Origin of the sequence: Ichthyobacterium seriolicida (assembly GCF_002369955.1) — a bacterium.
Classification (GTDB): Bacteria; Bacteroidota; Bacteroidia; order Flavobacteriales; family Ichthyobacteriaceae; genus Ichthyobacterium; species Ichthyobacterium seriolicida.
In genome coordinates, this window is sequence record NZ_AP014564.1 from 1,794,730 (window position 1) to 1,820,173 (window position 25,444).

Genomic DNA, 25,444 nt, shown 5'->3' on the forward strand with positions numbered 1-25,444 from the left:
GATAGTTCTCGAGAGAAACAGAAAGAAAAATAATAAAGCAATTTTATAACTTTTATTCTCTATAAATGAGGTGTTCCAGCCGCACCTTCCGGTACGGCTACCTTGTTACGACTTAGCCCTAGTTACTAGTTTTACCCTAGGCGTTAAACTCTAACATTCAACGACTTCAGGCACCCCCAACTTCCATGGCTTGACGGGCGGTGTGTACAAGGTCCGGGAACATATTCACCGCAACATGGCTGATTTGCGATTACTAGCGATTCCAACTTCACGCAGTCGAGTTGCAGACTGCGATCCGAACTGAGATCGGATTTAGAGATTTGCATCCTCTCGCAAGGTAGCGACCCTCTGTACCGACCATTGTAGCACGTGTGTAGCCCTAGACGTAAGGGCCGTGATGATTTGACGTCATCCCCACCTTCCTCTCCGTTTGCACGGGCTGTCTCCATAGAGTCCCCAGCCGAACTGTTGGCAACTATGGATAGGGGTTGCGCTCGTTATAGGACTTAACCTGACACCTCACAGCACGAGCTGACGACAACCATGCAGCACCTTGTATCCTGTCCGAAGAAAAGTCTATCTCTAAACCTGTCAGGATACATTTAAGCCTAGGTAAGGTTCCTCGCGTATCATCGAATTAAACCACATGCTCCACCGCTTGTGCGGACCCCCGTCAATTCCTTTGAGTTTCATTCTTGCGAACGTACTCCCCAGGTGGATTACTTATCGCTTTCGCTTGTACACTCAGCGTATAAAACGCCAAACATATAGTAATCATCGTTTACGGTCTGGACTACCGGGGTATCTAATCCCGTTCGCTACCCAAACTTTCGTCCCTGAGCGTCAGTAAAAGGTTAGTCAGCTGCCTTCGCAATCGGTGTTCTGTGTAATATCTATGCATTTCACCGCTACACTACACATTCCGCCAACTTCACCTTTACTCTAGTCTAGCAGTATCAATGGCAGTTCTACAGTTGAGCTGTAGGATTTCACCACTGACTTACCAAACCGCCTGCGGACCCTTTAAACCCAATAAATCCGAATAACGCTTGCACCCTCCGTATTACCGCGGCTGCTGGCACGGAGTTAGCCGGGGCTTATTCATATGGTACCGGCATACACCTATACATAAGTGCTTTTCTTCCCATATAAAAGCAGTTTACAACCCATAAGGCCGTCATCCTGCACGCGACATGGCTGGGTCAGGCTTGCGCCCATTGCCCAATATTCCTCACTGCTGCCTCCCGTAGGAGTCTGGTCCGTGTCTCAGTACCAGTGTGGGGGATAATCCTCTCAGACCCCCTATCTATCGTAGCCTTGGTCAGCCGTTACCTAACCAACTAGCTAATAGAACGCATGACCATCCTTTACCGAAATGAATCTTTAATTATCTAATGATGCCACTAAATAATACTATGGAGTATTAATCCCAATTTCTTAAGGCTATCCTCCTGTAAAGGGCAGGTTCCATACGCGTTACGCACCCGTTCGCCGGTCGTCATCGAAAGCAAGCTCTCATGTTACCCCTCGACTTGCATGTGTTAAGCCTGTCGCTAGCGTTCATCCTGAGCCAGGATCAAACTCTTCGTTGTAAATTTTATTCTTGTTTTTAAATAAAAATAAAAATTAACCCCATTATTCTAATGTCCGCCTCTCTCTAAGCTATCTAATATATCAATGTGCTTTCTTAAATCTGCCCTCTCAAACCACATCATCAATCCCTCAAAAGCAGACCGCAAAACTAATACCTTTTTTTTCAAATACTGAAAAGTTTTTTTTAAAAAGTTTTTTCAGCCAAACATCTCATGTGCCCTGCGTTCAATACCTTAAAAGCAGACGACAAAACTAATGCCTTTTTTTTAAATACTAAAAAGTTTTTTTTAAAAGTTTTTTTTCAACTAAACATCTCCCGTATCCTCTGGAAAAATGACTTCTCTTGATCTGGTGAAGGCATAAAATTTGCATCCTCTAACATCTTTTCAAAGAATTTCTTCTGCTCTTTACTAAGTACCCTAGGAGTCCAAACACTCACATGAACTAATAAATCACCAATTCCAACCCTATCTAAACTAGGAATTCCCTTTCCCTTTAAACGCAATATCTTACCAGACTGAACACCACTCTCTATATTTATACTAACCCTACCTCCACTAACAGTCGGAATCTCTTTCTTACATCCTAATGCCGCCTCAGAAAAACTAATGTACAAATCAAAATGCAAATTATCCCCTTCTCTCTTTAACGTCTCGTGCTCTTCTTCTTCTATGAGAACTAACAAATCACCTGGAATACCTCCCATAGGAGCTTCATTTCCCTTTCCTGTAATCTTCAACTGAACACCATCACTAACCCCTTTAGGTATATCTATAGATACCATATCAATCTCCTCTATGAGACCATCTGCATTAGCCTCCTTGGGTCTATTATCAATAACCTTCCCTATCCCTCTACAAGAATCACAAGTGACACTCGTTTTCATCTGACCCAACATAGTATTCATAACTCTAGTGACATGACCCGCACCTCCACAAGACAAACAACTCTTGTATGTCACCCCTTTGGCCTGCTTTAAACGCACGACTTTAACTTTCTTCTTTACCCCGTCTACTATTTCCTCTAAGTTTAGTTTTAGCCTGATTCTCATATCAGAGCCTCTCACGCGTGAGCGACTGCCACCATTACTAAATCCACTAAAATGACCGCCGAATATATCACCAAAATTGCTAAATATATCTTCGACATCCATTTGAGAAAATCCAGAAGCTCCACCTCTAGATGCAGAATGACCAAATCTATCGTAACTCTCTCTCTTTTGAGGATTACTCAAAATATCATACGCCTCGGCAGCCTCCTTGAACTTCTGCTCAGCTTGAGTGTCATCGGGATTTTTATCAGGGTGATATTTCAAAGCTATCTTTCTGTAAGCCTTTTTTATCTCACTAGCCGTAGCACCTTTGCCTACATCTAATACTTCGTAATAATCTCTTTTACTCATAATATCTTACTTTCCTATAACAACTTTAGCGTAACGAATTATTTTCTCATTTAATTCATAACCCATTTCCAATACATCCAAAACCTTGCCATTTAAATCCTCTGAATCAGATTTTACATAAGTTACAGCTTCGTGAAAATCAGTATTGAAATCATCGCCCTTCTCAATCTTTATAGCAGATAATCCTCTTTGAGATAAAATGCCCTTAAACTTATTATAAATAAGACTGATCCCTTTTAAAGAATCACTATCAGAATCTGTCTTTTCTAACTCCTTAATAGCTCTATCGAAATCATCCAATACAGGCAACATGCTAACTATAACATCCTCCCCTGCTGTCTTATACAACTCGATACGCTCTTTTGTAGTTCGCCTTTTATAATTTTCAAATTCTGCATATAATCGCAAATACCTATCCTTTTCAACAGATAATTCATCTATCTCCTGTTCTTGCTCATCTTCGATTACATCGTCTGGATCGACATTTTCTAGTTCTTCACTTTGCAATACTTTCTCATCATGATTTTTCTCACTATTAACCTCACTATTTTTTTTAACATTTTCCATTTTTAGATACTCGTTTTTTAAATTTAAATCACAAAATTACAGAGATAACCAGCAAATATCCTGCCAAATAACTCGATGACACAATCAACTTATAAAAACTGTTTACAGAAAAAACAATTATCAGCGTTTTCTAAGTGTTCAAAAGGAATATTTATATCTAACATCTCTTGTAAAATTCTACATAATTCCTCCTCAAAATCACTCATCAACTCTGTAGATATAGTTTCATCAGAATTAAATTGCACCCCTTTAAACCATTCATTAATATTGTTAAAGCCTATTATTCCAGACCTTAGAAGATTCGATTTTTCTTCTACCTTGGAAGAATTGGAAGAATACATATACGCATAAGACAGTAACTGAAATAACTTATCAGTCTTTTGGGGCGAATCTATAAAATCAGAAAAATCAGTGAATTTTAATTCCAACTTGTTGAAAACACCAGTTTTATAATCTATGATACGAGTAAATCCATCTTGCTCATCTATTCTATCTATAGTCCCACTGATTAATACCTCCGTGCCATCGCTCAGCTTCAAATTACGACTTATGGGCTTTTCAACATCCCTTAATATCAACCCCTCCCCTATCATCTTCTTTTCTTTTTCTAGAAATTTTAACAATAGAGCTTTGGCCACTTGCTTGGATAAATAATTATACCCAACTTCAGAATTTGTCTTGTTATTCGCATTCTCTTGGGAAAAATAATACTCTACTTTATCATCTATCTTTCTCTTAAATAAATCTATGATATCGGGAGTTATATTACAGTTTAAATAAGGTCTATAAAGCCCCTCTAAAATTTCGTGTAAAAAACAACCAAATACATTGGGCTTTATATTTGCCTCTACCTCATCGTAGTCTCTAATATTTAATACGTAATTATAATAAAACTTCACAGGACATATCCTATAAGTATTTATCACAGAAGGTGAAAGCTTAATACTTTTTTCAGAATCAGGATACTTTGCCTTTCCACTAAATATTTCCCTTATGCGAATAATATCTTCTTGAGTTTTATTTATCCTTACTCGAGTAGCCTTCTTATGATTTTCAGGAGAATAATGCTCCCTTATTATATTTAAAGCACTCTCATTTTCTAATTGCATGATAAATCTACTCTCTTGTCCAGAAGAATAATCATCAGTGAGAGAATTGTAAATTAATGTGGCATTTTCACAACCTTGTAACAATCTATAAAAATGATAAGCGTACTTGGCATCCTCATCTAAATAAGTCGGAATACCCAACTCTCTCCTTATATATAATGGAATAAAAGAATTTTGCTTATCGGTATTGGGCAATACATCGTCGTTGACAGACAACATTATAAGATTTTTAAAACAAAGAGTGCTAGTTTCGAATATCCCCATTATTTGAAGACCTTCCAAAGACTCTCCTTTTATAGACACAGACTCTTTATACAGTTGATTATTATACAGATCTCTCATTAACTCTATACTGTCGATCTGTTTTTGAGTGCATAAAATATCAGAATAAGTATTTAAGTTATTCTCTAACTGAACCATCAGTTTATGAAAATGAAATAGATATTCTAAAGTGATTTTATCTTCCCTAGCCCTTCCTACCACTTGATTTGAAGATGACAAATACTTATCTCTTAAAATTTCTATCAACTCCTTGAAATACAATATCCAAGAAATAGCTCCCTTTTTATTCTCTATATCTATGTGATTTATAAAATCTTCAAAAAGAGAATAATCATCCTTACCCAAATAAACTCTATTAGATTTCCTTATCTCTAAACTCCACTTAAAACAATCTTTCCAAATTATTTTAGACATGGGATTTAACCATAATTTATTTAAATCACTGTGGTAAAAACGCTTGCAAAACTTGTTGTAATTTACAATTAAGTCGAATAACTGCTCGAAAAAACAAGCTAGAGGAGTGCTCCTTAAAGGTATTCCTAGACTTATATTTATTTTTTTTATCTCCTGTGGCAATACTTGTAATAAAGGAAATAGCAAGGATTGATCTGCCAAGACAACAGCTGTGTCAGAAATTTCATCATATGTCATTTTAGATAAAATATCCGCAGCTACCACGCATTGAGACACATTTTTCTGAGATGAAATAACTCTAATTTTCTTATCCTCAAAATTACCTTTGTCCAACCAATTGAAATTTTCACTTTTATAGTCAAACCAAGTCCCAAAATGCTGTAAATCTCTTATCCCTTTACCCGCCTCTTGATTTTTATCTGAGATGTAATAAGAATCACAATGCCAATACATCTCCGACATTTTATTCTCACAAAAAACTTTTACAATCTTTCTCTCAGCCTTGTTCAAGGCGTTTAATCCAACAAAGACAAAATGTCTATCAGGCGTTTTTAGCTTTATATTCTCTACTATCGCCTCTATATTTTCTGCGACAAAACGAAAACACTTGCCATTATATGATGCTTTTTTAGAATCTAGATTTTTATTGAATTGATTGTAATAGAACTTCATATTTTCGATAAAAGCGCAGTATTCACTTATACTCTTTTTAGCTTTTTCCTCTAAATCGCTCTGCTCTACATCTACTATATTTTTTGCGCTTTCTAAGACCTCTTGAGCATTTGACATACTGAGATCTATATCATTGAAATCTCGAAGGGCTATATCTCCCCAAGTGAAAAAATCTGTGATACTATGGTTTTGTAAACCCGTCTCTCTGCAACTCTTAAAGAGTTCCATAAGCAACTGATTTCGATTGTAAATAGAGCAATCTGAAAATCCCATTATGAAATTCTTCATAGAGATTATCTTGGGTAACCAACTCTCTTTACCTCTAAACTCTTCTTTGAAAATTTTGTTTAAAAATACGATAGCCCTGTCATTAGGAACTACAATTTCAGTATTTGAAAAATCAAACTTCTTATTGTATATGAGGTCTTTGCATACCCTCTGTAGGAAAGTCATGATAATTTATTCGAAATAGCAGATATTACCTTATCGTAATACTGCTCTCCACCTACAAATGTATTTTTTTCTTTTTTTAACAATGAACTTATTTCATTGATGTTTATATATCTCACACCTACTACCTCTTCCTCTTGTAACTTAAAACTCTCCTCCCCTAGAGATGTCTCTAATCCAAACACGTAATATAATTCATTATCTATAATATTTTTTTCAATATTATGTTTTTGTTTTTTTCCTGTAAAAAATAAAACGATGTCACTTTCCTTAGACCTCACTCCTATCTCTTCATATAGCTCTCTAAGAGCAGCCTGAATAGGAGTCTCTCCATAAGATATATGCCCCGAAACAGACGCATCCCATAGATTAGGAGAAGTATCCTTAGTAGACGACCTCTTCTGAAAGAGCACACCTCCATTGGAATTATACAACCACACGTGCACACAAGTATGCCACAAACCCAGTCTATGCGCCTCACTCTTTAGAACTTTTTGACCTGTATATACCCCATTTTCATCTGAGACTTCTACATACTCTTGCTCTTTCACGTATCTATTTTTAATTAAAAATCAGCGTTTTTCGGTGTTCTTGGAAATGGTATGACATCCCTTATATTAGACATGCCCGTCACAAAAGAAACCAATCTGTCAAAACCCAAACCAAAACCACTGTGAACGACAGTGCCAAATTTTCTAGTATCTAAATACCACCACAACTCTTTTTGGCTTATACCAAAAGATTTCATAGCATCTATCAATAGATCTAATCTCTCTTCTCGTTGAGAGCCTCCAACCATCTCCCCAATACCTGGAAATAAAATATCCATGGCTCTAACAGTTTTTTTATCATCGTTTAGACGCATATAAAAAGCCTTTATATCCTTTGGATAATCGTATACTGCCACGGGCGAATCAAAATGTTGTTCAACTAGAAAACGCTCGTGCTCACTCTGTAAATCTACACCCCATTTGTCAATTAAGTAATTGAACTTTTTCTTCTTATTAGGAGAAGATTTCAATAAAATATCAATGGCCTCAGTATAACTAACCCTGATGAATTTTTTATCTAAAACGTAATTCAAAGATTCTATCAACCCTAATTTACCCCGCCTCTCTTTGGAGAGAGATTTCTGTTCATCGCTATGTCTCTTATCTAAAAACTCTATATCTTTTTGACAATTCTCTACAGTATATCTTATAACATACTTTATAAAATCCTCTGCCAAATCCATATTATCAGTCAAATCGTTAAAAGCCACTTCGGGCTCTATCATCCAAAACTCCGATAAATGACGAGAAGTATTAGAATTTTCAGACCTAAACGTAGGACCAAAAGTATATACCTGCCCCAAAGCCATAGCTCCAATTTCAGCTTGTAACTGACCCGACACAGTCAAACTGGTCTTTTTACCGAAAAAATCCTTTTTATAATCCACCTCACCCTGCTCATCTACAGGCGCTTTGTTAGGAGAAAAAGTAGAAACATTAAACATCTCACCAGCTCCCTCACAGTCAGAAGATGTGATTATAGGAGTGTGTAAATAATAAAATCCCTTGGTGTGAAAGTACTTATGTACGGCATAAGAAAGAGTGTGTCTAACTCTCATGACAGCACCAAAGGTGTTTGTCTTCATTCGCAAATGCAAATTGGATCTCAAAAAATCTAGAGAATGTCTCTTGGACTGTAAAAGATACTCATTGGCATTAGACTCTCCTAACACAACTACGCTATCAGCCTTCATTTCCACATCCTGCCCCTTACCTTGACTAGGTATCAAAAGCCCCTTTACTTCAATGGAAGCGCCAGGGCTAATCTTTTTTAAAATTTCTTTATAATCTGCCTCGCCATCTACTACTACTTGTATATTGTCTATGGTCGACCCGTCATTTAGTGTTATAAACTTGTCATTTCTAAATGTCCTGACCCATGCTCTTACAAGAACCTCTTTATTCAATAAGTCCGCCTTAGATTCTAAAATCTCCGAAATTCTTAAACGATTCATGTTCTATTTTTTTAAAAAAAAAACTATTGTTGAACGGGCTTTTCTATAAGTACTTTTCTAGATAGGCGAAACTTACCTGTCTTTGGATCTTTACCAACTAACTTGACCTCTAATTGTTGCCCTTCAGTTAAATGATCCTCAACCTTTTCTACCATGGACCAAGCTATTTCAGATATGTGAAGTAGAGCCTGATGACCTTTAGCTATCTCTATAAATGCACCAAAAGAAACCACAGATTTTACTATACCATTGTATACTTCACCTATCTCAGGAACAAAAGTAATAGCTTCTATCTCCTTAACCGCTTTGTCTATCCCCTCCTGATTCACACCTATTATTTCGATTATACCTTTTTCATTTTTTTCTTCTATAGAAATAGTTACTCCCGTATTGAGCTGCATCTCTTGTATCACCTTACCTCCAGGACCTATGACAGCTCCTATGAATTCTTTAGATATTTCAATCACAACTATTTTAGGACAATGAGGTTTTAAAGCCTCTCTCTCATGAGGTATAGCTTCAATCAATTTGTTCAAAATATGCATACGCCCCTCTTTGGCTTGAGTCAAAGCCTTCTCCAAAATCTCATAAGACAACCCTTTCACCTTCATATCCATCTGACAAGAAGTCAATCCGTCCTTGGTGCCTGTAACTTTAAAATCCATATCTCCTAAGTGATCTTCATCACCCAATATATCAGATAAAACAGCAAAGTTCTCACTGTTGTTTTCATCTATAATCAAGCCCATAGCTATGCCCGAAACGTGTTTTTTCATTTTAACACCAGCATCCATAAGAGCCATAGTTCCAGCACATACAGTAGCCATAGAAGAAGATCCATTAGATTCTAATATGTCAGAAACCACTCTAACCGTATAAGGACAATCATGAGGAATCATTCCTTTTAAAGCCCTCTCGGCCAAATTACCATGACCTATCTCTCTACGAGAAACACCCCTTATAGGTTTGACCTCTCCCGTAGAAAAAGGAGGGAAATTATAGTGTAAGAAAAACTTCTCTTCACTTTTATTAGTTACACCATCCTTTCTATTAGCATCTAAATTATTACCTAGAGTAACAGATGTTAATGATTGTGTCTCTCCTCTTGTGAAAATAGCTGAACCATGACTAAATGGCAAATAATCTACCTCACACCATATATCACGAATATCAGTATGACTCCTACCATCTATGCGTATCCCTTCGTTTAAAGTCATATTTCTAACAGCCTTTTTTTTGACATCATTGAAATACCCCTTGACTAAATCAAGATCAAAACCTTCGTCTCTACGATCAAAATCTAATATTATATCTTGTAAGAGACTTTCGAATTTCTCATTTCTAACACGCTTTTCAAACTTAGATTTCAATATTTCTACACACTTATCATAAGAGCGTTCATTTACTATATCGTATAGATCTTTGTCTAATATTACACGAGAATACTCTCTTTTTTTATCGCTCAATCCAAGTTTGGAAACCAAGTTTAGCTGAGCTTTAATTTGTTCTTTAATAGCCTCATGAGCTACCTTCATACCTTCGATCATATCCCTCTCAGATACCTCACCCATCTCTCCTTCTAACATGACTATAGAATCTTGAGAAGCTCCGATGATCATATCCATATCAGAACTTTTCAACTGCTCCTTTGTAGGATTTATAACAAATTCCCCATCTATTCGCGCCACACGCACTTCGGAAATAGGTCCTTCAAAAGGTATATCCGAAACAGATATGGCAGCAGATGCAGCTAATCCTACCAAAGCATCAGGCAGTACCCCCTCTTCGTATGATATTAACTGAATCATCACCTGAACCTCACAGTAATAATCTTTAGGAAACAAAGGCCTTAAAACCCTGTCGACCAAACGCATGGTCAAAACCTCATCATCACTAGGTCTAGCCTCACGCTTTACGTAACCCTTAGGTATTTTTCCAGATGCAAAAAACTTCTCTCTATAATCTACTGTTAGAGGGAAAAAATCAGCCCCCTCCTTAGCTGTTTTAGAAGCTACAACTGTAGCTAGTAGCATGGTTCCTCCCATACTCACAACAACGGCTCCATCAGCTTGTCTAGCTAATTTGCCTGTCTCCAAAGAAATAGTTCTTCCATCGACTAAATTAATAGTCTCTTTAGTTATTTGCGGAATTTTCATAAAATGAATTTTAGTTAAACAGTTATACCATTTTTTTTTGACAAAAAATCTCAAAGAAGAACTGCAACTCCCATGTACATTGATGGATAAAAAAAGAAAAAATAGAGCAAAATAAAAGAGGTAATATAAACCATCACCTCTTTTATTTTTTTCTAATCAATTAAATGTGAGATTATTTCCTCAAACCTAATTTCTTGATAACACTACGATACCTCTCTATATCTTTATTTTGAAGATACTTAAGCATTTTCTTTCTCTTTCCAACCATTGATATCAAGGAATACTGTGTGTTATAATCCTTTTTGTTCTTCTTTAGATGCTCTGTTAAATGCTTTATCCTAGTCGTAAACAAGGCCACCTGTCCTTCTGTAGAACCAGTATCCTCTTTAGATTTGCCGTATTCAGAAAAGATAGATTGCTTATTTTCTTTTGTTAAGTACATATTAAAATTCTTCGAATCGTTAATTTAAAATCTCAATAAAAAATATTTTGGTGTAGCAAATGTACGACATATAAAATATAAAATTGAATTAATTTGAATTTATTAATGCTTTGAGCCCTAAAATGACATCTTTCTAAGCCTCAGAGAATTTATAATTACAGATACAGAACTCAAACTCATTGCCATAGAAGCTATAACAGGAGATATGACTATTCCTAAACTAGGATACAAAATACCTGCAGCTATAGGAATAGCCAAAGCATTATATCCAAATGCAAACAGTAAATTCTCCTTAATATTTTTAATCACATTCCTACTTATTTTCTTGAATCTAAAAATAGATCGCAAATCACCATTGATTATTGTGACATCTGAACTCTCTATAGCTATACTAGTTCCATCTGCCATGGCTATACCCACATGGGCTTTAGCTAGAGCAGGAGCGTCATTAATACCATCGCCCACTACAGCTACCACTCTACCTTTACTTTGCATCTTCTCAACTTCATTTAATTTATCTTGGGGAAGACAACCAGCTTTGAACTTTTTTATTCCTAATTCATTAGAAATATATTTTGCAACATTAATATTGTCACCAGTCATCATAATCAAATCTATTCCTGTACTATTAAACGATTCTATGGCCTGAAAACTGGTCTCCTTTATAGGATCAGAAACACATACAAAAGCTTCTATTTTTCCCTCTACGGCTAAGTAAGAAATAGTCTTACCTAAAACCTGTTCTCTTTCAACCTTATCTAAAAACACTTCAGGAATTATCATGCCTTTGATGAGCTTATCATTACCTAAAAATACTTTTTGCCTCTCTATCGTTGCTCTTATACCTATTCCAGGGATTTCCTCAAAATTTTCAACGGTTGAAACTCCATATTTTTCCATATCCAAATGCTTCACTATAGACTTAGATATGGGATGATTACTGTTTTTAGTCAAAGACGCTATAATTCTAAATATCTTTTCTGTATCACCTGAATCTGTATAAATATACTCTACAGAGGAATCCCCCTTAGTAATTGTACCTGTTTTATCTACAATCAATACATCTACTTTATCAAACAACTCCAAAGTAGCTGAATCTTTAACCAAAACACCTGACTTGGCTGCCACACCCATACCCACCATTACAGACATGGGCGTAGCCAAACCCAATACACAAGGACAAGATATAATCAAAACACCTATAGCGTTTGCAATGGCATATTTATAAGAATCGTAAAATCCTAACCAACATAAAAATGTTATAACTGAAATGACTATAACACATGGCACAAAGTACTTTGAAATACTATCGACCAATCTCTGCATGGGAATTTTAGAATCCATAGCTCTCTGTACAGAACTTATTATATGAGATAATAAAGTGTCCTTTCCCAACTTTTCTGCTCTCATCAAAAAGAGATTGCTCTTGTTTATAGTTCCAGCACATACCAAATCACCCAATTTTTTAAAACAAGACACAGACTCTCCTGTAATCATAGATTCATCTATATAACTGCTTCCCTCTATAATCTTACCATCTACAGGAATCTTAGCTCCTGGCAACACCTTTAACACATTACCTAGTTCAACATCATCTATAGAGATATGACTATCTACATCCCCATTTACCAATATGGCATCTTCAGGTGTCAACTCAAATAATTCCCTTATAGCCAGACCAGTAACCCTATGTGCCTTAGCCTCTAAAAATTGACCTAATAACACAAAAGTTAAAATGACACTTACAGATTCAAAATATAAATAAGCACTATTAGAAGAAGCCTTAAACTCCTCAGGTAAAAAATTAGGATTTATAAGACATACAACACTGAATATAAAGGCAACGCCCGTCCCCATCCCTATGAGAGTAAACATATTAAAGTTCAAAGTTTTTACCGATACCCAAGCGCGCTCGAAAAACATCCAACACGAATAAAAAACTATTGGAAGCGTAAGAGTCAACTGAATCCAGTTCCATATTTGTTCTTGTAATATCTGATGAAGAAAACTATTAGGCATTGTATTAGCCATGGATATCATCACAGTGAAAACTGCAAATAATACAGATATTTTTAGCTTGAATAATAATTCCTCATAGACTAAATCATAAGAACTATGGCCCCTTATATTTTTAGGCAATAGATCCATTCCACACACAGGACACGCACCCCTTGTTTTGTACTCTTTAGAGCCCTCACATAGCATAGGACAATAATAAAGAGCTCCCTTAACATCCTCTTTAGGCATTTTATGCGAACTGTGATTTTTTATTTGAGCACCCTCAAAAGTGTAATGCAAGCCATTTGCAATTAAAGCATCTTGTAAGCTTTTTAGAGTAACCTCTGAAATCATCTCGACATAAACAGAGTTTTTAGCTACATCTACATTTATTTTTTTTATCTGGCTTATAGAGCCCAAAGCATTCTCTACTTTCAGCTTACAACCATTGCAAGACATGCCATTTAAAGTGTATGTTCTACTTATAAAATTCATCAGAGAGTTATTTTTTTTATTCTATGGGCCTTACTCATTTTAAGAAGGAAACAAAAAAACAAAAAAATATCTCTAAACCTGAGTTTGATCAATGAATCACTCATTGGAATTAAAGATAAAAACAGAATTGAAATAATAGTTTAAAAGTTGAGATTACAACCTAGACACAAAAAATCGCGCTTCTTTTTGACTAAAGAAACCAGATTTAGAAAGAAATGGTTTTTTATATTAATTATCTTTATTTTTAAAAATAAAAGATTTTAATTGAAGTAAAATAACTACTAAGGTAATAATTGTACATATTTTACCATTGATAGTCATATCAAAAAAAACCCCTTTAATAAAAAAATAATTTATTGCCAAAATAAATACTACCAAGTGTAACAAAGACCAAGGATCTTTAATTATTATTTTTAAATATTTCATAATTTGTAATTTTTAGGGGAAATATCTTTTTTTTAAGTCTTTTCCAAGTTCTTAATTATCTTTTTGTGCAGTTCGATATCCGCAATTCGAATTTACTTTTTGTTTTATTTCGGTTTTAATTGTTTCAGATAATCCGAAAATTGGGTGATTAGCCCGTCTGTTACCAATTCTTTTTTTTCCAAACCTACAAAGAATATCAATCAATATCAATGCCCATAAATGGTGTAACTGTTCAAAGTCAATAATAAATTAAAATTATTGCATATCAGAGATACAAAAAAAATAACATAACTATATGATAATCAGTAAATTATTTAATACCTAAAACTGCACGAATTGCACACCCTAAAAAACTATATTAATATCAAATATTAAAAAAGTTCATTCCCATCTGTACGCGTATATGTAACTTGAATAATCAAGTTTTTTCAAGTTAAAAACTCGACACAATTAGACACTATAAAAAAGACACCTGATTACAAATATGTTGAATTAAAAGGAGAAATTAGAGGAAACATTGAAGGAGACAGCGTTATTAAAGTAACAGTTCCTTTTAACACAAAGTTAAGTAAAACTACTCCTTTAGCCCTAAGGGCTACAATTCCTCTTAATGAGAAAATAGGACCAGATATATTTAGGAGAAAGTAAAAACCCCAATTGATTCTAATGCTGTTTCTTTTGAGCATGTTATCACAACAAAATTAATTCATGCCGAGTTGAAAAATCCTGAAATAAGAAGCCTTATAAATACTTTTGATCTTAAAGATAAAAACGGAATCAAAATGATAGTTTAAAGTTGAGACTACAACCTAGACACAAAAAATAGCGCTTCTTTTTGACTAAAGAAACCAGATTTAGAAAGAAATGGTTTTTATATTAATTATCTTTTTTTGGTAAAAAAAGATAATATAAGTGCAACCAAAATAGCTAGTGGAGCTAGAATTGAAAAAAATTTTTGATCAATAGTCCCAAAAAATCCCCTATTAAAAAGAGAATATATTGAATAAACAAATATTACTAATAATACCAAAGACCAAGGATTTGTTTTTATTATTTTTAAATATTTCATAATTTGCGGTTTTTAGGAGAAATATCTTTTTTCTTTTTTAAAGATTTTTCCAAGTTTTTAATTATTTTTTGTGTGGTTCGATATCCGCACTTCGAATTTACTTTTTGTTTTATTTCGGTTTCAATTGTTTCACATAATCCGAAGCTTGGGAGGTTAGCCCGTCTGTTACCAATTCCTTTTTTTCCAAACCTACAAAGAATATCAATTAATGTCAATACCCATAAATGGTATAACTGTTCAAAGTCAATAATAAATTAAAATTATTGCATATCAGAGATACAAAAAAAACAACGTAACTATATGATAATCAGTAAATTATTTAACGCCTAAAACTGCACGAATTGCACACCCTAAAAAGCTATATTAATATCAAATATTAAAAAAGTTCATTCTCATCTGTACGCGTATATGTAACTTAACCTGGATTATTCATGGTTATATTTCAATATTGGGTATAAAGTGTTAATTTTAGTAGGGTTAACTAAAAAACAACGACTTTATATAAGGCCCAAAAATGAGGAATAAAAACACATTATTTTATAGAGGGAAGACTTCTGTTGAATTAACTTTTTCATCATCAGAAATTAGTTCTGATGGATCTTTAATCATGCTTGAAAAACTAGAACCAGATCATAGATTGATTCATTATTACAGTAAGTTTTTACTTGATACTCGAGACTCTAGATTTATTACTTATAGCAGAAGGTATCAGTTAAAGCAAAGGGTTTATATGATCATGTTAGGCTATCAAGACGCCAATGATGTTAATCATTTACAGAATGATCCTTTATTCAAAGATGTTCTTCAAGGTAATTTGGCCTCTCAACCCACTATATCAAGATTTGAGAATAGCTTGGATAAACAGGCTGTCTTTAAGTTTTGTGATGCGTGGTTATACAAATATGTTTCAAGTTTATCTGATCGCAAGAGAATAGTTATTGACGTAGATTCAACTGATGATCCAACTCATGGCAGTCAACAATTGTCAATGTTTAACGGTTATTATGGTCAATTCATGTACAATGAACTATTTTTTCATGATGGAAATACAGAACAGATTATCCTTCCTGTACTCCGCCCAGGAAATAGTCATTCTAATAAATGGTATGTGAGTATTTTAAAGCGAATAATTATCAAAATACGTGAGAGACACCCAGAGATGGAAATAATTATTAGAAGTGATAGCGGCTTTAGTTGCGCTCCTTTTTACCAATTAGTAGATGATTTTGATTTACTATATGTGACAGGCATAGCGAGCAATGAAGTTTTAAAAAGAAAGGTATCTTGGTCAAAAAATGCTGTAAAAAAAATGTATTTAGATCAGGGAGAGAAGCACCAACATTTTATGAGTTTTACGTACAAAGCCAAGAGTTGGCACAAGCCTCAACAGTGCTATTCTAAAGTTGAGAGTACAGGATTAGGGATGAACATAAGGCATTTTTCTAGTAATCTTCCCCAAAAGGATGCTAGAGAAATTTACTTTGACTTTTATGTGAAAAGAGGTGATTCAAGTGAAAATAGAATAAAAGAAGTTAAAAATATGTGTTTTTCTGATCGTTTGTCAAATCATAGTTTTCTTGCTAATTTTTTTCGACTTATGATGAGTAGTCTTGCCTATGAAATGTTTTTATTACTGAAACAGAAGATAAAGAAAACAAGATTTGAAGTAGCAAAAAAAATGGGTTAATCAGTTCGATTAGAACCTATCTTCTCAAGGTAGGAGCAACGATTAAAATTACCAAAAGGCGAATCTATTATCAGCTATCTAAATCTTTTGTTTACAAGGGTTTATTTCGGGAAATTATTACCCAGTAACGGTTGTTTATTTGTGAAATGAACAACCTTGGGATAGTTACGCCTTGTCGTTAAAAAACCATGTAAAAACACTAAAAAAGAGCATTGTCATCCTAAAAAAAGGTGCAAAAAAACGACAAAGAAGATGAGTTCTCTTCGATTAGTAAAAAAGTTAAGGAAAAAATATCACGTCTAATCTATTTTAGTATGACTATGAATAATGCGGGTTAAATAATCAAGTTTTTTCAAGTTAAAAACTCAACACAATTTGACACTATAAAAAAGACACCTGATTACAAATATGTTGAATTAGACGGAGAAATTAGAGGAAACATTGAAGGAGATAGAATTATTAAAGCAACAGTGCCTTTTAACACAAAATTAAATAAAACTACTCCTTTAGCCCTAAAGACTACAATTTCTATTAATGAGAAAATCAGACCAGATATACTTAGGAGAAAGTAAAAACCTCAGTTGATTCTAATCCTGTTTCTTTTGAACATGTTATCACAACTAAATTAGTTCATGCTGAGTTGAAAAATCCTGATATAAGAAGCCCTATAAATACTTTTAATCTTAAAGATAAAAACGGAATCGAAATGATAGTTTAAAAGTTGAGATTATAACCTTACAACCTAGACACAGAGAAAATCGGGTTTCTTTTTGACTAAAGAAACCCGATTTAAAAAGAAATGGTTTTTTATATTAATCATCTTCATCATAGTCATAAAAAAAATATAATGTTAATTCAAGTAACATGATTAGTGGGACTAGAATTGAACATAATTTTTGATAAATAGTCATATCAAAAAATCCACCACTAAAAAGAGAATATATTGATCCAACAAATATTAATAAGCAAAACAAAGGCCAAAAATTTGTAATTTTTTTTAAATATTTCATAATTTGTCGTTTTTAGGAGAAATATCTTTTTTTAAAAGACTTTTCCAAGTTTTTAATTACTTTTTGTACGGCTCGATATCCACGCTTGGAATTTACTTTTTGTTTTATTTCGGTTTCAATTGTTTCACACGATCCGAAACTTGGTGAGTTATCCCATCTGTTAGCAATTCTTTTTTCCCAAACCTACAAAGAATATCAATCAATATCAATGCCCATAAATTGTGTAACTGTTCAAAGTCAATAATAAATTAAAATTATTGCATATCAGAGATACAAAAAAAATAACATAACTATATGATAATCAGTAAATTATCTAATGTCTAAAACTACACGAATTGCACACCCTAAAAAACTATATTAATATCAAATATTAAACAAGTTCATTCCCATCTGTACGCGTATATGTAACTTGAATAATCAACTTTTTTCAAGTTAAAAACTCGACACAATTAGACACTATAAAAAAAACACCTGATTACAAATATGTTGAATTAAAAGGAGAAATTAAAGGAAACATTGAAGGAGACAGCGTTATTAAAGCAACAGTGCCTTTTAACACAAAATTAAATAAAACTACTTCTAGCCCCAAAGGCTACAATTTCTATTAATGAGGAAATCAGACCAGATATATTTAAGAGAAAGTAAAACCCCAGTTGATTCTAATGCTGTTTCTTTTGAGCATGTTATCACAACTAAGTTAGTTCATGCTGAGTTGAAAAATCCTGAAATAAGAAACCTTATAAATAGTTTCGATCTTAAAGATAAAAACGGAATTGAAATAATAGTTTAAAAGTTAAGGTTACAACCTTACAACCTAGATACAAAGAAAATCGGGCTTCTTTTCGAATAAATAAACCCAGTTTAAAAAGAAATGGTTTTTTATGTTAATTGCCTTTATTATCAATAAAATAGGATATTAACGTATATAAAATAAATAGTAAGATTAGAATTATACCTATTTTATGACGCATGATCATATCAAAAAATCTCCCATTAAAAAGAGAATATATTGATCCAACAAATACTAATAAGTACAACAAAAACCGAGGCTTTGTAATTTTAAAATATTCCATAATTTATTTATTTTCAATACCAACCCATACAGTCGCCAAACTCGTAGGCTGCCAATGCTGCACCTGCCCAACCTAGAGTCTTTTTTGCAATTTTTTTAATCGCTTCTTTTGCCATTAATTTAGTGACCTTACGAGTAATAAATATCTCGATCATTGCATCAATTCCAAGTGCCCTAAGTGCGCAATTATAAGCATTTTGTGCACGTCGGTTACTTACAGATAATTCGGAAAAATTCATTGCAACTTTATTGTTTTCTCTTTTTGCTGACAGAAGAGCTAACCCTAGTACGGCAATTCTCGGGTCTTGTGAGTCTAATTTTTCTAGAAAATCTGACTCACTAACACCGTAAAAAGAAAATAATTCTTTTGATCCATCAATTAATGGTTGAATAATGTTTTTTGCTTCTTGTTCTGTTTGTTTTTGTTTATCGCTTAAAAAGCAATCATTTTTTAATGCCAAATTATTAAATTTAACAGCCGTTTTTTTAGCTAAATCTTCGAAATTATCTAATGTAATTTGCTGTTGCTCGTTTTCAATTGTTACAATATCGTTTTGGCAAGATTGATTAAAAAAAACGATACTAAAGAACAATAATTTAATTGTAAAGGTTGCAAACATTCCTTTTGCAAATTTGTTTATTCCTTTTTTCATAGTTTAGAATTTTTAGGAGAAATATCTTTTTTCTTTTTTTTAAGACTTTTCCAAGTTCTTAATTACTTTTTGCGCTGTTCAATATCCGTACTTCGTATTTACTTTTTGTTTTATTTTGGTTTTAATTGTTCCGCATAATCCGAAGCTTGGGGAGTTAGCCCGTCTGTTGCCAATTCTTTTTTTCCAAACCTACAAAGAATATCAATTAATGTCAATAAAGCCGTCTCATTAATGAAATGAGGCAGTTTTTTAATTTTTGGTATGTAACGCTATATTTTACTTTCCTTTTAAAAGGAAGCTGTTTTTTTTATACTACCCTTTCCATTCTTTGTCCCATAGGACATATAGTAATCCTCCATTCCCATAAACAGCATCAGCACTAAGATATTTGGGATTCAATTTTAGTACCATCTGTAAAGACTTCCTTGAGTATTAACAAGCCTTCACCTGCCAATAACAGAGACCACTTGTTTGAAAACATTCTTTAAAAATGGTCTTGAGTTTCTTGCTACGAAAACGAGCAATGGTATTGTTGTCTGCTAACTGTTGAGCTGAAAGCCACATAAATGATGTTTTCACGCATTGCCTTATCAATCTTTCCTAAAGAATAGGTGTTATCCATGTAGGCACATCATCACTTTAAGCATTATCTGTTCAATCACACGATTGACAACTCGCACAGGATGATCTGAAGGAATCAATTCTTAGATACTAGGTGGGAAAAGCCAATTTTGTCGTTGATTGTACTCCCTGAAATTTGTATTCATACTATTTGAGTATCAATCAGTTAGTGAGATAAACTAACAGGCAAAAACTACACTTTAAAACAAAAAAAAAGCTACATCGGTTTTGAGATAGCTTCTTTTTAATTTTTGGAACACTATCGCGTAAAATGCGTAAAGTTATTCTAGGTTAAATCTTAGAGATTTTTTTAATCAATTAAAACTTTACAAACAAATAAAAAAAAGAAGATTTACTAATCAACCTAAAGGGTTAAAAAATTTACTCTTATCTCCTTGATCTTTTCTTATAAAAGATTGAATGTAAGTATGTTAAATTAGAATTCAGTCATTATCTGATAATTTTTCTTTTATCAAACTGAGAATATATTCTAATTGTCTATCGTCTTTAATACAAATTTCGTAATCACCACAACCGTGGTGTCCAATTTTAGATACATCACGAGAAACACCCTTTGGATCATCAATTTCTCCCCATTTGGCATTAATCCAAATCTTAATGTTTTCGGTTTGTAATTTCAGGGAACACAAGTTCTTTTTGTCCTTTCTAAAAGCAATGGATACTTTTAACGGCATTACCTCAATATCATAAGCCAGTGTGAGGATTCTATTTCTCACTAATTCATAAAGTTCTTTGATTTCCTCTGTTGATTTTGCAATATGCTCTTCTTCGGTATAAACTTTTATCTCATCTTGTACGGCCCTTAGTTCCTTATTTTGCCGTGTAAGTGGCTTGATACTTTCTGCTGATCTAGACTTTTTTACTGGAGTAATAGATACAGTATTATTCTCGAATCTTTTTATTTCCCATAGCTCAATGGCACTATCTTTAAAATCGCTTGCCAATTTTTGATTTTCTGTAAATCCAGTGGACACAAAAATCACTCTAGACTGAGACCAGTCCACCTCATTCCTTTTTAGATGCTTTTTTAGTGACTCGTTGTATTCTACTATGAAATCTGCTTTATTTTGAGTCATCAAAGCCAAATAAGCAAAACCCTGATCTATTACAGATATATTTTTGTCTCTTTTATACTCAATAATTATAAAAGCATTGGTTTGAGTATCAAATGCCAAGGTGTCAATCCTTTTATTTTGAATTGAAAATTCAGATGCCACTAACTCTAATCCCATAATAGAACCTAGATTGGATTCAAATAACTCATGTATTTCCTTTTCCAGTTTAAAAGGCTTTTCTTTTATCTGTTTTATTATTCCATTCTCATTGATGTAGATCGACATGTAGAATTTTTATTTTTACAGCAGCATATTAAAACTTAAGCTTTGCCTCTAAAGTGATTTTATTTGAAATGACTTTATCGCCTATCTCTTCAATCAAATTCTCCGCACGATAATTGATTGAAAACTCTGTTCTATCTATAATTAACTTAGCTTTTGCAGTATTATCATCGACTATACTGAGCTCAAATTCATAAGGCTTAGTAATACCTTTTATAGTTAAATTACCTGAAACCACATATAAATCTTTAGATTTTAATACTACACTGGTACTCTTAAAAGAAGATATGGGAAACTCATCTGCTGAGAAAACTTTTTCTGATCTAAGTTTTTTCTCTAGCTTAGTCCTTTTCTTTAAGTCTTCCACATTGCTAACTTCTATCGAAGCCATATCGATTATAAATTCTGAAGAATGTAATTTTCCGTTTAAAAAATTCATCTCTCCAGATTTTAATTTGATAGGCCCCTCTCTATGATAATTTGGTATTAAAATTTTTTCACAACGCCATTTCAACTCAGTTTTATCTACATCAACATTTTTTACCCCATCGGGGATGGCTACATCCCTATCTGTAATTTCAGTAGAAACATAAGAGTCAGCAAACTCTCTTTCATATATAAATCCATGAACAACAACTGTTAAGGACACCAATGCAAGTGATAATAATATTTTTTTCATCTTTTTTTTAAAATTAAAAACGGCCAAATTTAATAAAAAACTATAATGATCAACTCTCCATTTACACTCATTATTTCAGTCTAAATTCTATTATAAATCACTCAATGAAGACACTTGAAAGCCTTTGAGATAAACAAATTTAAAGACAATCACAATAGAAATTATCTTGTATAATCGTATATATCTTACCGAGCTATTTGCTTTAAATAGTTATTAATCAAACTCTAATCATAGACCTTCGCTTTTGTTTAGTTTAAGTATTTTCGTGCTGTTTTGAGTTGTGTCGGAACAAAGAGGTATTTTTGCAAGTGCGACTTTAATCTTACAAATCATCAAAATGAGAATTGATTTAGGTAAAACGATATTAGTTTTTCTCTCATTACACGTAAATCTTTGTTTTGCTCAGTTCAGTTTATCGGGAACGGTTCTTTCAAAAGAGGATGAACTGCCATTACCAGGGGTAGAAATATCTATAGAAGGGACAGATAAAAACACATCTACAAATTTTGATGGGGAATACTCCATAGAAGCACATATTGGAGATGTATTAAAATTCAGTTTTCTAGGATTACAAACTGTTAGAAAAAAGGTAGTAGGCAAAGAGGAAATAGATATTTATCTAGAAATAAATAAGGTAGACAGAGATAAAATAATAGATGTAGGTTATGGGACACAAGATGAAATATTCATATCTGATGCCATCGATAAAATGCCTCTTAAAGAAATATATCCCATCCCATTAGGGAACCTACTGATGGGGAAAATACCAGGAGCCTTAGTAAATCAACAAAACGAAATAGTAGATTCCGATATAAATATAACTGTAAGAGGTTTATCTTCTGTTACAAGAAATATTCTAAGACCAATGTATGTGATAGATGGAATAGAGATGCCAACTTATTACAATGTAGATCCTCTTAGCTTTATCAATCAAAATGATATAGAATCTATCACAGTGTTAAAGGATGCTTCTTCAAAAGCTATTTATGGGGTTAAAGGTTCAAATGGTGTTGTCATTTTAAATACCAAAAGAGGAAGTGATAAGAATAAATTTTCCCTCAGTCTGTATAAAGGGTTATCTATTCCCACTAGAAAATTAAATCTTTTGAATGGCCCTAAGTACAAAGAGCTACTGTTAGAATCACTAAAAAATGCTGGGTATTCCGAGTTAGGAGCAGAAAAAATAATGAACGACAGTTTGAGTTTATATCAAGGGGATAGACAATGGAAAAATATAGATAACAACTGGCAAGATTTAGCTTTTCAAATGGGGTATACAAGAGATGCTAATTTTTCTTTTTATGGGGGAAATGAAGTTTTTAAGAGTTATGTGTCTCTGGGATACAATGACAAAAAAGGCATCTTGGTAGGCGATAAATTATCCAAGTATACTTTCTCTTTCAATATGAAATACAACCTAAATGAGAAAATTAATTTCGGAATCATATCAAATGCTTTCAATAACAATTACGACTATTTAAGCGCTGACAAGAATCTAAACAAATCCCTAGATATTTTAAAGGAAATACCCGTTTCGCCATCCTATCTTACAAATGGAGAAATTAATAAGAATACTTATATGAAAAACAAATTCTTATTAGAAGACAAAATTCCTAATAATAGAAATACCTCTTATAATCTATATGGGAAAACGTTTGTAAACTATTTTATTTTTCCTGAATTAACCCTTAGATCAGAATTGGGATACAACTTATACAACTCCATAGATGGTGCATTTATGAGTAAATATTTACATAAATACAATAGATTTAGTTATAGTGCTAATAATTACATTACTATAAAACAGGAAATTCCTGTAGTGGGTAAGATAAAACTAATGTTTGGAACTTCCTTTAGAAGGAATAACATAGACAGTTCCCTTGAAAATAGTAAAGAAGTTTTGGCTAAAAAAGATGATATAAACATCTCAGATAATAAAAATGTATTCGACGCACTGAAATATTCTGTTAACTCTTCGTATTTGTCCTATTTCATAAGACTGAACTATATACTAAGTGATAAATATTTCATTAAGATGAGCCTAACTGGAGATAGCGATTCTTATTTAGATAACGGTTATAACCATAACACCTTTTTTTCGGTATCATCTGGATGGATAATTTCTAGAGAAAAATTCATGGAGCCTATGTCTTCTGTTGTATCTAATCTAAAATTGCGAACTAGTTGGGGAATAATTGGAAATTCTCCCTATGAAAATGCATTTACCAAATTGTTCTCTAGTTATCACGATGAAGATAAATCCCCAATATCGGTTTTTAAAGAGCTCCTCGTCTTTAACTTACAATTAGAAAAAACACAGGAATACAACATAGGATTAGATTACTCTCTTTATGAAGATAGATTAACAGGTAGCTTAGATCTGTATAAGAAAATCACAAATGGTGTTTTTTTAAACTCTCAATATGATAAATTCAAAGATATAGGCATTAGCAATCAGGGAATAGAATTTAGTTTAAACACTAAAAGTATAGTACTAGAAGATTTGTCTTTTTTGTGGAATACTAATTTTAGTATATCTGTAAATATCAATAAAATTAGGAGTTTAGGAGGGGGGGCAGATATTGTAATCGACAATAATATTTTAAGACAAGGAAGTGCTATCAACTCTTTTTATTTGAAGGAATATGCTGGAGTTAATCCAAATAACGGAAAGGCTATGTACTACAAAAACACTCTCAAAAATAATGGAGAGTTAGACAAGACAAAAACAGAAAATTATCAAGAGGCAGAAAAAAGAATTTTTGGAAGCTTATTTCCAAGCGCCTTTATATGGTTGAATAACACCATCAAATATATTGGCTTTGATTTGTCTTTTGCTTTCCAAGCAACAGTGGGAGGCAAGAGATACAGTAAACACAGGGAAATACATGAGTCAGGATTTTCAAAGGGATTACACAATCAGTCTTCTGAAATGCTAAAAAGATGGCAAAAGAAAGGAGATAATAGCAATACCCCAAAACTAATCTATGGAATTGACAACGGCAGTAATCCTTCTACTAGGTTTTTAGAGAGTTCTGACCATTTACACCTCAAAGAGTTAGTCTTAGGATATTCTCTGTCTGATATTGTTCTAGAAAAAATAGGAATGTCTCACTTTAGAATTTATCTATCTGCTCTTAATATACCCACCCTTACAAATTACAAAAGCTACGATCGTGAATCTATTTCAATCGATCCCCTTGCGCAATCTATGATTATTTCTATGGGGTTAAACATGAGGTTTTAGGATATAGGAAAATAAACTTTTACTATCCATTTTTAAA

General features: G+C 33.2%; 14 protein-coding genes and 1 rRNA gene. 3 read left to right on the plus strand and 12 right to left on the minus strand.

What is annotated here, in order from left to right:
* Positions 1-63: 63 nt before the first annotated feature.
* From JBKA6_RS06885 to JBKA6_RS06925, 9 genes are all read right to left on the minus strand, one after another.
* A 16S ribosomal RNA gene (locus JBKA6_RS06885) occupies positions 64-1,592 on the minus strand.
* Positions 1,593-1,894: 302 nt separating this feature from the next.
* Positions 1,895-2,995, minus strand: coding sequence for a molecular chaperone DnaJ (gene dnaJ / locus JBKA6_RS06890; protein ID WP_096687129.1), 1,101 nt, complete (start codon positions 2,993-2,995; stop codon positions 1,895-1,897).
* A gap of 6 nt (positions 2,996-3,001) precedes the next feature.
* A complete protein-coding gene (locus tag JBKA6_RS06895) occupies positions 3,002-3,562 on the minus strand; it encodes a nucleotide exchange factor GrpE (protein ID WP_096687131.1) in 561 nt (186 codons plus the stop codon).
* 89 nt (positions 3,563-3,651) lie between these two features.
* Positions 3,652-6,492: a PD-(D/E)XK nuclease family protein gene (locus JBKA6_RS06900; RefSeq protein WP_096687133.1), complete on the minus strand. Its 2,841-nt coding sequence runs from the start codon at positions 6,490-6,492 to the stop codon at positions 3,652-3,654.
* The gene (locus tag JBKA6_RS06905; protein ID WP_157776995.1) at positions 6,489-7,040 is read right to left on the minus strand and encodes an NUDIX hydrolase; all 552 of its coding nucleotides are present in this window, start codon (positions 7,038-7,040) and stop codon (positions 6,489-6,491) included. Before JBKA6_RS06905 ends, JBKA6_RS06900 begins: the two co-directional genes overlap by 4 nt.
* Before the next feature lie 14 nt (positions 7,041-7,054).
* Complete coding sequence (gene asnS, locus JBKA6_RS06910; protein ID WP_096687137.1) at positions 7,055-8,494, minus strand: asparagine--tRNA ligase; 1,440 nt, start codon at positions 8,492-8,494, stop codon at positions 7,055-7,057.
* 23 nt (positions 8,495-8,517) lie between these two features.
* On the minus strand, positions 8,518-10,650 hold the full coding sequence (locus tag JBKA6_RS06915) for a polyribonucleotide nucleotidyltransferase (protein WP_096687139.1): 2,133 nt from the start codon (positions 10,648-10,650) through the stop codon (positions 8,518-8,520).
* A gap of 172 nt (positions 10,651-10,822) precedes the next feature.
* The gene (rpsO, locus tag JBKA6_RS06920) at positions 10,823-11,092 is read right to left on the minus strand and encodes a 30S ribosomal protein S15 (RefSeq protein ID WP_096687141.1); all 270 of its coding nucleotides are present in this window, start codon (positions 11,090-11,092) and stop codon (positions 10,823-10,825) included.
* Positions 11,093-11,209: 117 nt separating this feature from the next.
* On the minus strand, positions 11,210-13,585 hold the full coding sequence (locus JBKA6_RS06925; RefSeq protein ID WP_231952050.1) for a heavy metal translocating P-type ATPase: 2,376 nt from the start codon (positions 13,583-13,585) through the stop codon (positions 11,210-11,212).
* A 2,009-nt stretch (positions 13,586-15,594) separates the two neighbouring features.
* Between JBKA6_RS06925 and JBKA6_RS06950 the strand changes: the two genes are divergently transcribed.
* On the plus strand, positions 15,595-16,767 hold the full coding sequence (locus tag JBKA6_RS06950) for an IS1380 family transposase (protein WP_096687151.1): 1,173 nt from the start codon (positions 15,595-15,597) through the stop codon (positions 16,765-16,767).
* A gap of 1,617 nt (positions 16,768-18,384) precedes the next feature.
* A complete protein-coding gene (locus JBKA6_RS06960; protein ID WP_096687155.1) occupies positions 18,385-18,567 on the plus strand; it encodes a hypothetical protein in 183 nt (60 codons plus the stop codon).
* Between the two features lie 296 nt (positions 18,568-18,863).
* Here JBKA6_RS06960 and JBKA6_RS06965 read toward each other — a convergent pair whose 3' ends face one another.
* The 3 genes from JBKA6_RS06965 to JBKA6_RS06975 all read right to left on the minus strand — a co-directional run bounded on the left by JBKA6_RS06965 (position 18,864) and on the right by JBKA6_RS06975 (position 22,160).
* On the minus strand, positions 18,864-19,502 hold the full coding sequence (locus JBKA6_RS06965; protein ID WP_096687157.1) for a hypothetical protein: 639 nt from the start codon (positions 19,500-19,502) through the stop codon (positions 18,864-18,866).
* A gap of 1,064 nt (positions 19,503-20,566) precedes the next feature.
* Positions 20,567-21,484, minus strand: a complete 918-nt coding sequence (locus JBKA6_RS06970) for a DUF5655 domain-containing protein (protein ID WP_096687159.1) — start codon at positions 21,482-21,484, stop codon at positions 20,567-20,569.
* A 28-nt stretch (positions 21,485-21,512) separates the two neighbouring features.
* The gene (locus tag JBKA6_RS06975) at positions 21,513-22,160 is read right to left on the minus strand and encodes a YceI family protein (RefSeq protein ID WP_096687161.1); all 648 of its coding nucleotides are present in this window, start codon (positions 22,158-22,160) and stop codon (positions 21,513-21,515) included.
* A gap of 337 nt (positions 22,161-22,497) precedes the next feature.
* Here JBKA6_RS06975 and JBKA6_RS06980 point away from each other — a divergent pair, with 337 nt between their 5' ends.
* Positions 22,498-25,407: a SusC/RagA family TonB-linked outer membrane protein gene (locus JBKA6_RS06980; protein WP_096687163.1), complete on the plus strand. Its 2,910-nt coding sequence runs from the start codon at positions 22,498-22,500 to the stop codon at positions 25,405-25,407.
* The last annotated feature ends 37 nt before the right edge of the window (positions 25,408-25,444 follow it).